We start from the raw sequence: 13,167 nt of genomic DNA on the forward strand, positions 1-13,167 counted from the left end.
AACGAAAGAGCCCGGTCAAAGACCGGGCTTTAGCCATGTTATTCTATTGTATTAAAATTTACCGCTAAGCTGAGATTGAGCTTGTTGCACTAATCGTTTTGTGATTTCTCCGCCTACAGATCCATTTGCACGTGCTGACGTATCAGATCCTAATTGAACGCCAAACTCAGAAGCGATTTCATATTTAATTTGTTCTAAAGCTTGTTCAATTCCAGGAACAAGTAATTTATTACTGCTGTTATTATTAGCCATGTTATAATCTCCTTTAGTTTATATGTTATACAGTAGCATTTGCCGCTGTAGTCATAGTATAAGTAGATTAATTTTTTTTAGTTGCGTTGAGGTTGCTTTTCTATTGGCAAGAGCACCGTATAGTTGAAGGAATGGAATAAGCCGAGAAGGATTGGAAAATGGTTGAAAAACGGGTACACTAGGTTAAGAAATTATTTTAATTCAATAAGTTAATGGTACGGGAGATTCATGGCTTGACAAGAATTGATAATTTCGATCCAGGATCAGCATCCTACAAAGAGGATGTTTGACCGAGTAGAGCTGTATTTTACATACGTTTGAAGAGAATGTCAACAGAATGAGAGGAACGGGAACGTGTAGATGACTATGTTTAAAAAAATATTGGCTAGGCTTTCTCCTGCTCAGCTTATTATTGGGTATTACTTTATTGCCGTTAGTATTTCTACAGGATTGCTTAGCCTCCCAATTGCGATTCGGCCAGAAGTGGAATATAGCTTTAGTGATGCCTTATTCACGGCAGTGAGTGCCGTTAGTGTAACGGGATTATCGGTTGTTAACGTATCGGAAGTGCTTACGGTTCCGGGTTATTTTATCTTGATGTTTGTTCTCCAATTTGGCGGAATTGGGATTATGACGTTAGGAACCTTCTTCTGGCTTATCGTAGGCAAGAAAATCGGTTTAAAAGAACGTCAATTAATTATGGCCGATCAAAATCAGATGCAATTATCAGGTGCTGTTAAATTATTAAAACAAATTATTGAAATCTTTTTGGTGATTGAATTTATAGGTGCACTTATTCTTGGAATATGGTTTCTCAAATATGAGCCAGACTTAGGAAGCGCGATGCTAGATGGTTTGTTTATGTCCATTAGTGCAACGACAAATGCCGGTTTTGACATTACGGGGATTTCTATGGTTCCGTATCAACATGATTATTTTGTTCAAACAGTCGTCATGATTTTACTGATTTCGGGAGCAATTGGTTTTCCTGTTTTAATCGAATTAAGAGAATTTTTTACGTCAAGAAAACGCACATTTAAGTTTCGATTTTCTTTGTTTACAAAGTTAACTTCCATTACATTTTTTGGACTAGTAGTTGCTGGTACTTTATTTATTTTATTAATGGAGTGGAATGGTTTCTTGCAAGATAAAAGTTGGCATGAGTATTTATTTTATTCCTTATTTATGTCTACTACAACGAGAAGTGCAGGGCTTACCACGATGGATATTACAGCTTTTTCGGAGCCTACCTTATTACTCCTCAGTTTGCTGATGTTTATTGGTGCTTCCCCTAGTTCTGTTGGAGGGGGAATTCGGACGACGACTGTCGCCATTCTTCTTTTATTTGTATGGAACTTTGCGCGAGGTCGACGGTCGATTAAGGTGTTTGAGAGAGAGATTCATCCTGATGATATTTTTAAAGCGATGGCTGTATTCATTGTTGGTTTACTTCTCAGCATTAGCAGTATTTTTATTTTAATGATTACGGAAGATTTTACGTTAACTGCGATTGTTTTTGAAGTATGCTCTGCTTTCGGGACAGTCGGTTTGTCTTTAGGAATTACGCCTGAATTAAGTGAATTTGGGAAAGGTCTTCTGATGATTTTGATGTTTATTGGTAGAGTAGGGATTACATCTTTATTATTCAGTGTAGGGCGTAAAGAAGTAACGGAAAATTATCATTATCCAAAAGAACGAGTGATTACAGGATAAGCAAAGAAACCCCTTTTCATCAGTCTGGATGAAAAGGGGTTTTGTTCATCAATTAGTTGTATATGAATAGATGGTGGAGCCTTTTCCGCTAGGATCAAAATAAGCAACCATAACAGAGGAGTGGCGCATCATTTTACCTGTAGTTAAATACGTATTTAAATCAAATGGAAGTTCTTCAATCATTGTATGCTTACGCAAATCTTTTTCATTTAATTGCAGGGAAGCAAACTGTTCACCTAACTTTGTTGAATCTGCTAGAATTTCTTCGTATATCCAGTTACGTTCTTGCTTTTGAGAAGGTTCCCACCAAGTTTTTCGCGGTTTATACTTCTGACTGTTTAAATAGTCATATTTCATTAATCCGGTAACAAAATCTGTTTCAATCTCGTCTTTCGTCGCTAAAAATTGCTGTAAGCGACGGAATAAGTCTTCCAATTGATGTCCGATTCGAGACCATCCTTTTTCATCCCAATACGTCCCGAACTGTTGGAAGAAATCGAATGGAGAGGGGAATGTATTCTGAATTAAATACTCAATCGTATAGTCCATCCGGTGATCATTCCAATATTTTTCTAATACATCTTCCACTTGTTTAATACGTACAATATCATCGAACGATAGCACATTATTACCAAGAATTTCGTAAGGGGCATGGTCGCTGTATATATAATCGTGTTCATTAGCGCGAATACGCAACCCTGTTCCGCGCAGCATTTTTAAAAAGCCTAGTTGTAGTTCCTCTGGTCTTAGTGCAAATACGTCATCAAAGGTCTTTTGGAAAGAGTAATAATCCTCTTCAGGTAAACCAGCAATTAAATCGAGATGCTGATCAATCTTTTGCCCTTCCTTCACCATTGTCACGGTTCTTGTCAGCTTTTCAAAATTTTGTCTTCGTTGGACAAGATCATTTGTTTGATCATTGGTGGATTGTACACCAATTTCAAAGCGGAAAAGCCCTGCTGGTGCATGGTCATTTAAGAACTGAATTACTTCCGGTCTCATAATATCGGCTGTGATTTCAAACTGAAAAACTGTTCCTGGTCGATGCTCGTCTATTAGGAATTGGAACATTTCCATTGCATAGCTTCGGCTAATATTAAAGGTTCTGTCGACAAACTTAATTGTTTTGGCACCGTGCTCCATTAGGTAGCGAATATCTGCTTTAATTTTCTCGCGATCAAAATAGCGGACGCCCACTTCAATAGAAGATAAACAGAATTGACAGTTAAACGGACAGCCACGGCTCGTTTCAATATAGACGACACGTTTTGAAAGCGCCTCTCGATCTTCTTCAAAACGATACGGTGATGGTAACGTCTTTAAATCAATTTTTCCAATCTGTGGCTGAATGATTTTCTTTCCATCTTGACGGTAGGCAATTCCGCCAATTCTTTTGAAGTTTCTTTCACCGCTTAGTTCTGTTAATAATTCTTTAAAGGTTATTTCTCCTTCACCAATAACGATGAAATCCGCATCAGGAATAAGATCGAGCCATTCACTAACATCGTACGTTACTTCAGGTCCACCGAGAACGATACATAAATTTGGATTGATCTTCTTTAACATGGCTACGACTTTCATCGTTTCTTCAATATTCCAAATGTAACAGCTAAAGCCAATGACATCTGGCTTCTTCGCATGTAAGTCACCAACAATGTTCATGATAGGATCTTTAATCGTATATTCAGCTAATTGAACAGAAAAATCAGGTTCTGCATAAGCTTTTAAATAGCGAATGGATAGAGATGTATGGATATATTTTGCATTTAATGTCGTAATAATTGTATTCATAATTACAATGCGTGTACACGCAATGCCTCCTTCGTAAACAATCACTTGTATAAATTAAGTCACTAATCATTTATTTTAACATAGCAGCACGAGATTGAAAAATGAATCTTGCATCCTACACTCGTACAACGAATAGTTATGTGAAATTTTATGATTAGACTTCATTAAAAAACGTTGTTTATTTTTGGCTCTTTTAAGCGGAAAATTGCATCAATGTCTATTAACATAGCCTAATATAAAAAGCACCTCCGTAGAGATGCTTAATGTGTTGTTGATTCATGCTGTTTTGTTCGTTCAGCTTTGGGATGTTGCCTGAATTGTTTAAATCGAGATAGCTTTAATTCAATCATTGGTTGAGCAAATGACCCTACAAGGTTGCTTGAAAGAATAATCGTTAATACAAACGAAATGGCAACGAGTATGATGAAATACTCTGTATTATTAAAGTAATTATGAAATTCACTTTCACGGAAGAATTTAATAAAGAAACCGTGGAGTAAATATACATAAAGAGTTTGTTTTCCCCAGTTTGTGAAAAAGTATTTTCCACGAGGAATTAACGATAAGAAACCAAATACCATAATTAAACTTAAACCATAAAAGCCAAGCCGCTTAAACATGGAAATAATCGTTGCTTCTTCAAGTTCTGAATAAGGCTTAGAACCGAGCAACCATTTATAATTAATATCGGGATATACATAAAAACCGATGAAAACAAACAACATGATTAAAAACGATGTCATTCGAATACTTGGTTTCGTTAGCTTCTTTAAGTTCTCTTTACTAATATGATAGCCAATTAAGAATAGTGGGAAGAACACAAATGTTCTCGATAAACTTAAATAATTGGAAATCGAATCGATATACCCGACTAATAAGGCAATAATAATTGATAAAATAATGCCTATAGAAGGGGGAAGTTTTGCGAAACCGAGTAACATAATGTTCCAGCAAAATAAGCTGATTAAAAACCATAAAGACCATTGCGGGTCAAGTAAGTCAACCGATAATGATGAACGCTGATATAAATAATAATAGTAAACCGTATAAATCACTTGGAAGATGATATAAGGTAGAATTAATTTTTTTGTGATTTTTAAGATATATCCTTTTTCATAAAAGCCTTTAGCAAATAATCCTGATACAAGGATGAAGGCTGGCATATGAAAAGAATAGATTGTTTTATATAAGGCTTGAATAATCTCACTTTCATAAATATATGAATTAAGCAAATGTCCAAAAACAACAAAAGCTATCAAAATAAATTTTGCATTGTCAAAATAAGTATCGCGATGTCGCATAGCCCCTCCTTAAAAGTGTAATAGAATCCTTTTGGTAATTATTGTATTTCGGTCTGGTTTTTCACTAAATAATCATAGCTCTATCGATATGATGATGCAACTAGGAATTCTTTCATGTAGTGCTAGTATAAGAAAATCGGACGTAATGATGGTAATCTGGCTTATATTAAAGGTTAAAGGGATGCTACTAATTGACAGAATCTAGTTTATTGGTTCCTTTTAATTTATATGAAAACCTACAGAAAATGTCAAAAATTATTTCTTTGTTCGTTTGTTTGTACAGCATAAAATGAAAAGTTTTGTCTTATTTTGCGAATCTATTTACATATATTGTTTAATTTGTAATACTAGTTAATTATAGAGACTATAATTAATAGGGGGATCAGGCCAATTACTATGAAGTTGAAAAAATTAAGGAGCCCGAGAGAAGTCTCGGCTGAAATAAATATAAAGAGAATAGAGATGATGGAACTGGCCCGAGTGTATGGAATGAATGGTGAGCCGACGGTTCGTTCAAGTCAAGAATTGGATTTATTAATTAATGAATATTTGATTTTACAGCATCATTTAGCTGTGAAAGTGAAAGTAAAAGTGAAAGAGAGTTTGGTTATTGGGCATGATTGTGGGTAAACCGACCTGTATACAAGGAATATAACAGGTAGACAAATTAGAAATATCTTTTGGGTAAATTTTCTCAAAAAAGGTTGCATTGTTTGGTATAATAAAAAGCATCACGATGGAACAAAGGAAGATGGTATGGAGTTTATACAATTATTGAAGAATCAAGAAGTTACGCAGGCTGCTCTTTTCTCAGTTGAAGGGGAGCTAATGAATGTAATTATTAAGGATTCAAAAGAGTTTCATGCTGGGGATTCTGTTGCTTGTGTAGTTAATGATCAAAAGTTTGATACAAAAATTATAAAAAAACAACAACATAATTTATACCTATATATCCCTTGGTTTGATCAGTTAAATTTAAGGGAACGTAGAAAAGCCGTTCGTACCTGTTGTGAAATACGTGCTTATATACAATCAGAGCAAAAAGAAATACCTGTTACTGTTTTGGATGTGAGTATTACGGGACTAGGCTTTTTTTGTGCGCGTAAGCTCTCGGCGCATAGGCCATACAAAATATCGTTTATGATGGAGGAGACTATGAATCATCTGGAAGTAATGATTCAACATGTACAAGAAACCGAAGATGGTTTTCGTTATGGATGTCAGTTTATTAATAGTAGGGAAGGGACTTTATTTCCGATTCGACGGTATATTTTAAAACAGCAACTTACAAAGTTAGAAGACGTATAGACGCTGCTAAAGAAGGCTGACCCCCTATAATCATCGAGTCAGCCATTTATTTTGTTTAGATTTCTAGTAAAAGAATCATAAAAAGTAATCCAATAATAAAGGAATATGTTGAGGATTGCTCATTCCCGTCACCGTGACTTTCAGGAATTAATTCTTTATAGATAATAAATAACATAGCTCCTGCTGCGAATGCTAAGCCGTATGGTACTAAAAAAGTAATGTAAGAGGTTAAATAATATCCTAATAAGGAAGTAACAATTTCAATCGATCCTGTTAAGGTTGCGATAATGAATGCTTTTAGCTTACTAATTTTTTGATTAAATAGAAATAAGGCAACTAATAAGCCTTCAGGGGCATTTTGTAAGCCGATTGCAAAAGCAATTAAATTCCCTGTTTCCGAAGCTGAATCCGAAGCATAGCTTACACCTACCGATAAACCTTCTGGGATGTTATGAAGGGTAATGGCTGTAACGATTAGCAATGCTTTCTCATCGAATTCAATTCCGCTCTTGTTATGGTCTAGATCCATATGTGGAATGTTTTTTTCAAGTAATGTTAATGTTAGCACGCCAAGGAAAATGCCAATAACAAGCTGAATGTAGCTTCCATTTGCTAATGATTCAGGAATTAAACTCATAATGGAAGCAGCCATCATAATGCCTGCTGTAAAGGCAAGCAATGTATCTCGAAAGCGATGGCTGATTGTGTTTTTAAGAAATAGAATCGGTAAAGCGCCGACTCCGGTTGAAAGGGCAGATAAAATGCTGCCTATTAATATTTCACTCATATCGTACTCCTTACTTCATTTAGATAATCTATTGAAAGTATACAAAAGTTAGAAAAAGGTTATGCATACCATTTTTTTAATAGGTCATCTGAAGGAAGAATGATTGCTATAATACCTAAAATCGGCAGAAAACTAACGATTTTAATCATCGTAATAATCCCCATTACGTCTGCGATTGCTCCTAAAGCAACAGAGCCGACAGCTCCCATTCCAAAAGCAAATCCAACGGTTAGACCAGCCATTGTGCCAACTTTTCCAGGAAATAATTCTTGTGCGAAAATCACCGTTACAGAAAAACTTGTCATAATAATAAAGCCGATGATTAGTAACAAGATAAAGGCTATAGTAGATGATACAAATGGTAATAGAATCGTTAATGGCGCGCTCAAAATAAAGGAATAAAGAATGATATTTTTTCGGCCGAAACGGTCAGCGAATGGCCCACCAAAAAACGTACCGATGGCTCCAGCTGCTAAAAAGGCAAAAAGAAAAAGCTGTGCTGTCTTAATCGGAAATCCATATTGCTCAATTAAATAAAAACTATAAAAGTTGGTCATACAAGAAATATACCAAGAACGAGCAAAAATGATAAATAATACGATACTTAATGCGATGGACACTTTTTTCGTTAATGCTTTGTTGTGCGTCTGTACTGCCTTTGTCTTCGGTTTAAATTCTACCAGTTTATGTGCATACCAATTCGCAATATACAGTAATAGCATGACAGCAAGAAAGGCAATAGGTGTAAACGAAAGAGCTCCTTTTTGTCCGAATGGAACTAGTATAAGGGCTGTAATAAGTGGAGCTAATGCCTGACCGCTGTTGCCTCCTACTTGATAAATGGACTGAGCAAGTCCACGTCTTTGCCCCCCTGCCATAAAAGCAACGCGTGAGCCTTCTGGATGAAAAATAGCAGAGCCAAATCCCATTAGCAGTACCGCACATAAAATGATAGAATAAGTAGGTGCAATGGCTAGCAATGTAACTCCTATTAACGTGCTTGTCAGTCCAATGGGAAGGGCATAGGGAATCGGTTTTTTATCTGTATAAAAACCGACGGCAGGTTGTAAGAGAGAAGACACGATGTTTAAAGTGAACGCGATCATACCTAATTGGGTATAACTAAGAGACATCGTCTTTTCTAAAATTGGAAACATAGCTGGAACAACAGCTTGTAGTGAATCATTTAATAAATGGCATAAGCCAATGATGAGTAACACACGTAATGTCATTTCTTGACTTTGTTTGGTTGTTTTTTGACTAGTTGTCGCCGTGTTCATGATACTTCTAGCTCCTTCATTTATGTATTTTTCTTTCCTTTTAATAAAGGAAGATGGATGATATAAAGGTTTATGCTGAATCATGGGAAGCACGTGAAGATTTATTGGTATGAATTTACTGTGCTGTTTCTTAGTATATCAAACTGTATAAAGAAACAATAGCCTAGTGTTTAATAGGTGAATTTGACAAAGAAAGAGAAATATATTACAATCATTTAAATTCGAGATATTTTAATTAAAAATATTTAAAGGTTGTGAAGTAATGGAGAAAGATAGTATTCAGCGTTCTTTAAAACTGTTTATTGTGTTATCGCGAGCACATCGCTCTATCAATGATATCGTAAATAAACACATCGCTGAACATGGGCTAAATCCTACTGAATTTGCTGTGTTAGAATTGCTTTATCATAAAGGAGATCAACCACTGCAGCAAATAGGAGGAAAAATTTTGCTTGCGAGCGGTAGTATCACATATGTTGTGGATAAATTAGAGCAAAAAGAATATTTAATTCGTGTTGCATGTAAAGATGATCGTCGTGTTACGTTTGCACAAATTACGGAAAAAGGAAAAGCATTTATTGAGGGGATGTTCCCTGAACACGAAAAAAGAATTGATGATATTATGAGTGCGTTGACTCCAGAAGAAAAAGAAACAGCAATTGAATTAATTAAGAAGATTGGTTATGGCGTGCAATCTTAATAAATAGATGGACTGAAGAACACCTTATACAAGAGGTGTTCTTTTTGTTGGATTAAACATGTTTGTTGCATAAATCTGTTATCTTACATAGATGATCTTCAACATTTTTTTAATGATAGGAGAAAAGATTTCCAATGTCGGATAATATGCTATGCTTACAGGGAGGTTATACACTAGGGGTATATATTATGAAAGAAAAGGGAGTGCGGGCATGACATTTATGGAATACGAGTATAAACGTCCACAAATAGGGGAAGTGAAAGAGCTATTTTCTTCCGCTATGGAGAGGTTTAAAAAAGCAAAGAATGCGGATGAACAAATAGAAGCCGTACAAGACATTAATCAAATGCGTAATTCTGTGGGCACAATGTTTAATATTGCTCACATTCGTCATTCCATTAATACACACGATGAATTTTACAAAGTAGAAAATGACTATTTAGATGAGTTCGCTCCAGAGATGGAAGAAGTAACATCGTTGTTTTATGAAGAGCTGGTACGTTCTCCATTTAGGAAAGAGCTTGAAGCTAAGTGGGGGCCTCAGCTGTTCAAACTAGCAGAAGCTCAGTTAAAAACGTTTTCGCCAACGGTTATTCCGTTATTGCAAAAGGAAAATAAGCTGTCTAGTGAATATTCACAACTTATTGCTTCAGCGAAAATCGAATTTGAAGGAGAGGAGCGTACGCTTGCTCAATTACAGCCATTTATGGAGTCGCCGAATCGCGAGCTGCGGAAGAGTGCAAGTGATGCGTATTATCAGTTTTTAGCATCCAATGATGCAAAGCTTGATCAAATTTTTGATGAGCTCGTAAAAGTACGTCATGAAATAGCGACGAAGCTTGGGTATAAGAATTTTGTGGAGCTTGGATATTACCGTATGGCCCGAACAGATTACAACGCGGAAATGGTTGCTAAGTTTCGGAAGCAAGTGGAGGAAGTTATCGTGCCCCATGTAAGCCGTTTAAAGAAACGTCAACAAGAGCGTATCGGTGTTGAGACTTTAAAGTTTTTTGATGAAAACTTTGAATTTAAAACAGGAAACGCAACACCAAAGGGAAATGCTCATTGGATTATTGAGAACGGTAAAAAAATGTATAGTGAGCTTTCTGCAGAAACGAAAGAGTTTTTTGACTTTATGGTAGACAATGAGTTGATGGATTTAGTTGCGAAAAAAGGAAAAGAAAGCGGTGGGTATTGTACATTTATTGAGGATTACAAAGCTCCGTATATTTTCTCAAATTTCAATGGTACATCTGGGGATATCGATGTATTAACGCATGAAGCAGGGCACGCCTTCCAGGTCTATCGAAGTCGCTTGCAAGATATTCCTGAATATTATTGGCCTACTTATGAGGCATGTGAAATTCATTCAATGAGTATGGAGTTTTTAACTTGGCCGTGGATGGAATTATTCTTTAAGGAAGATACCGATAAATATAAGTTTTCTCATTTAAGCTCTGCGTTAGTGTTTTTGCCATACGGTGTAGCTGTCGATGAGTTTCAGCATTTTGTATATGAGAACCCTGAGGCAACACCAGATGAAAGAAAGCAAGCATGGAGACAGATTGAGAAAAAATATTTGCCGCACCGTGATTATGATGGTAATCCTTTTTTAGAAAAGGGTGGCTTTTGGCAGCGTCAAGCACATATTTATAATTCGCCTTTCTATTATATTGACTATACGCTCGCGCAAATTTGTGCGTTTCAATTTTGGAAACGAGCTATAGAAGGAGATCGTACCGCTTGGGACGATTATTTACATTTATGCGATTTAGGCGGCAGTCGCTCATTTCTTGGTCTTGTTGAGGCAGCTAACTTAAAATCACCATTTGAAGATGGAACTGTTCAAGAGGTTGTTGCTACTATTGATACGTGGTTAGCAACCGTTGATGACAAGGCTCTATAAGCAGGGAAAAGCTAATCTACGCGATTAGCTTTTTTTATTGATGGAGGTTTTACTTTATGATAACCAACAGAGTTCGATAATAGAGTCTTAAATAGAGAATAATATCTGCCCATTCTCATAGCTAAAGGGGGAGCGCACCTTCTTTTCGCAAAATCCGTAATAAGCTTGTCTAAAACGCCTTTTCTACACATATAGATGGGATAAGGAGGCGAAGGGATGTTGTCACGGTGGGCAGGAGTTTTTCAGATTGCCGCGGTTTATGTTGGAACCATTGTAGGTGCCGGTTTTGCAACTGGAAAGGAAATTGTTGAATTTTTTACCCAATACGGCCTATACGGCTTTTTAGGGATTTTAATAGCAGGTTATTTATTTATCTTTATAGGAACAAAAATGATGCTTATTTCTTCTCGAATTCATGCGGCTTCTTATGAGGAGTTTAATGAATATTTATTCGGTAAAAAGATTGCTTCTCTTATTAATTTGTTATTTTTAACGATGCTGGTAGGGGTTAGTGCTGTGATGCTTTCTGGAGCAGGAGCTGTCTTTGAGGAACAGTTAGGAATGTCCAAACATACTGGTGTTTGGTTAACGATTGTGCTTGCAATCGCAGTTCTAATATTTGGAACGCAGGGATTATTTGCTATTAATTCATTTGTTGTGCCAATCATGATTAGTTTTAGTGTACTCTTATGTGTGTTAACGATTGGAAACGGGCGTTTTTTTGAATCGTTATTACATATACCAGAAACAGGAATAACGGTAAAGGTGTTAGTTTCTCCTTTTTCGTATACAGCTTTTAATTTAGCACTGGCGCAAGCGGTACTTGTGCCCATTGCCTATGAAGTTCAAGATCAGGCAACCATTAAGCGCGGCGGCATGCTTGGAGGAATCTTTCTCACTATTATTTTGTTATCGGGTCATTTTGCTTTAATGACTTTGCCTAATATAGCGGATTATGAAATTCCTTCCGCTATTATTATGAAATCAGCAGGAGAGACTTTATATTGGGTATTTATTCTTGTGATCTACGGGGAAATTTTCACATCAGTTATTGGAAATATATTTGGTTTAGAACGACAAATTAGTGGATTTTGGAAAGTGCCAAGTATTTGTATAATTCTTCTCTTGTTTATGATTGCCTTTTTTATTAGTGAGGTAGGCTATGGGAGATTAATTGGCTATTTATATCCACTGTTTGGGTACATCAGTTTACTTTTCTTAGTGCTTGTTTGGCGAAGTAAAGTTGAATGAATAGACAAGAGAAAGGAGCTATTTGCGCCTTTCTCTTATCGTTGTTTTATTTTTTTGCAAGAATCGTTTTTGCCATCTCTAAAAAGGCACTTCGATAATCATCTTCTTTTGTTGTAAACATTGTAAGAAGAACAGGAGCCTTCTCATTTTTGATTAAAACGGAGGTAACGACTTCATCGTCTGGTGTCACTACTTCATAACCGACACCATTTTCAATCTGGAGCTTCGGATCAGAAATTGATTCTGAAATACTGCTAAGGTACGTTTTCATATATTTTTCTGTCTCTACTAAATCTGTACCTTCTGGTAATAGCTCAATACGCATCGAAATGGCATCATTTTCAGATAAAAAAACGAGATCTTTTCCAGGTTCTTCAGAGCTTAATTCAAATTCCGGAAGTACGTACATGTTAAATGGTTGGTTGTCGCTCGTTTTTAAAAAAGCTGTTTCTTCTTTGCTTTCCTTGTTTAACGTATACTTTAAATTTTTTTCCATGACGTGTGCTTCGTTGGATTGTTCTTCATTTGTCTCCTCATTTTCTGAAGAGCCATTTTGGTTGTCATTTGTTTCTTCAGCTTGTGATGAACCATTTTGCTGTTCGTTTACTTCTTCGTTTGTTGGTTCTTTTACTTCGTCTTTATCTGTTGTGCCGCATCCTGTTAATACTAATGTTGCTACAGCAACTCCTGATAAGATTGATGTCCATTTTGTCATACTGTTTTCCCTCAACTTTCTGAAATGTCTATTGTGTTTATGAGCAAGAATATTTCCGACAGGTCCCTTCTATTATAGCCGTTTCTTTTAGAAAGGAGTTATAGGAATGTGTAAATATAAGCACAAATGCCACAAATTAGACATTCTTATCTACAAAGTTGAG

At 36.1% G+C, this 13,167-nt stretch carries 12 protein-coding genes; 6 read left to right on the forward strand and 6 right to left on the reverse strand.

Translation table 11 applies throughout. From position 1 onward, the window contains the following. Positions 1–51 precede the first annotated feature (51 nt). Positions 52–252: an alpha/beta-type small acid-soluble spore protein gene (locus D1953_RS05220; RefSeq protein WP_119116104.1), complete on the reverse strand. Its 201-nt coding sequence runs from the start codon at positions 250–252 to the stop codon at positions 52–54. A gap of 366 nt (positions 253–618) precedes the next feature. Here D1953_RS05220 and D1953_RS05225 point away from each other — a divergent pair, with 366 nt between their 5' ends. Continuing rightward, the gene (locus D1953_RS05225; protein ID WP_119116214.1) at positions 619–1,965 is read left to right on the forward strand and encodes a TrkH family potassium uptake protein; all 1,347 of its coding nucleotides are present in this window, start codon (positions 619–621) and stop codon (positions 1,963–1,965) included. A gap of 48 nt (positions 1,966–2,013) precedes the next feature. Here D1953_RS05225 and D1953_RS05230 read toward each other — a convergent pair whose 3' ends face one another. After that, the gene (locus tag D1953_RS05230; protein ID WP_119116105.1) at positions 2,014–3,756 is read right to left on the reverse strand and encodes a B12-binding domain-containing radical SAM protein; all 1,743 of its coding nucleotides are present in this window, start codon (positions 3,754–3,756) and stop codon (positions 2,014–2,016) included. Positions 3,757–4,016: 260 nt separating this feature from the next. After that, positions 4,017–5,057, reverse strand: coding sequence for an acyltransferase family protein (locus tag D1953_RS05235; RefSeq protein WP_119116106.1), 1,041 nt, complete (start codon positions 5,055–5,057; stop codon positions 4,017–4,019). Positions 5,058–5,453: 396 nt separating this feature from the next. Between D1953_RS05235 and D1953_RS05240 the strand changes: the two genes are divergently transcribed. Both D1953_RS05240 and D1953_RS05245 read left to right on the forward strand, forming a co-directional pair. After that, positions 5,454–5,687, forward strand: coding sequence for an aspartyl-phosphate phosphatase Spo0E family protein (locus tag D1953_RS05240; protein ID WP_119116107.1), 234 nt, complete (start codon positions 5,454–5,456; stop codon positions 5,685–5,687). Between the two features lie 126 nt (positions 5,688–5,813). After that, entirely contained in the window at positions 5,814–6,365 is a 552-nt protein-coding gene (locus D1953_RS05245; RefSeq protein WP_119116108.1) for a PilZ domain-containing protein, read from the forward strand. Between the two features lie 55 nt (positions 6,366–6,420). On the opposite strand, the gene D1953_RS05250 is transcribed toward D1953_RS05245, so the two are convergent. Further along, positions 6,421–7,152 (reverse strand): ZIP family metal transporter, encoded by a 732-nt coding sequence (locus D1953_RS05250; protein WP_119116109.1) that lies wholly within the window; start codon positions 7,150–7,152, stop codon positions 6,421–6,423. A gap of 59 nt (positions 7,153–7,211) precedes the next feature. Next, positions 7,212–8,432, reverse strand: coding sequence for an MFS transporter (locus D1953_RS05255; protein WP_119116110.1), 1,221 nt, complete (start codon positions 8,430–8,432; stop codon positions 7,212–7,214). A gap of 262 nt (positions 8,433–8,694) precedes the next feature. On the opposite strand from D1953_RS05255, the gene D1953_RS05260 reads away from it, so the two are divergent. The 3 genes from D1953_RS05260 to D1953_RS05270 all read left to right on the forward strand — a co-directional run bounded on the left by D1953_RS05260 (position 8,695) and on the right by D1953_RS05270 (position 12,289). Next, positions 8,695–9,132, forward strand: a complete 438-nt coding sequence (locus tag D1953_RS05260) for a MarR family winged helix-turn-helix transcriptional regulator (RefSeq protein WP_119116111.1) — start codon at positions 8,695–8,697, stop codon at positions 9,130–9,132. Positions 9,133–9,343: 211 nt separating this feature from the next. Further along, positions 9,344–11,038: a M3 family oligoendopeptidase gene (locus tag D1953_RS05265; protein ID WP_119116112.1), complete on the forward strand. Its 1,695-nt coding sequence runs from the start codon at positions 9,344–9,346 to the stop codon at positions 11,036–11,038. A 216-nt stretch (positions 11,039–11,254) separates the two neighbouring features. After that, positions 11,255–12,289 carry a YkvI family membrane protein gene (locus D1953_RS05270; protein ID WP_119116113.1) on the forward strand — a complete coding sequence of 345 codons (1,035 nt, stop codon included), beginning with the start codon at positions 11,255–11,257 and terminating at the stop codon, positions 12,287–12,289. A 46-nt stretch (positions 12,290–12,335) separates the two neighbouring features. Here the strand turns inward: D1953_RS05270 and D1953_RS05275 are convergent, their stop codons facing one another. Then, the gene (locus tag D1953_RS05275) at positions 12,336–13,004 is read right to left on the reverse strand and encodes a hypothetical protein (RefSeq protein WP_119116114.1); all 669 of its coding nucleotides are present in this window, start codon (positions 13,002–13,004) and stop codon (positions 12,336–12,338) included. Positions 13,005–13,167: the final 163 nt, after the last annotated feature.

The sequence above is a fragment of the Peribacillus asahii genome (genome assembly GCF_003570725.1).
Taxonomy (GTDB): Bacteria; Bacillota; Bacilli; order Bacillales; family DSM-1321; genus Peribacillus; species Peribacillus asahii.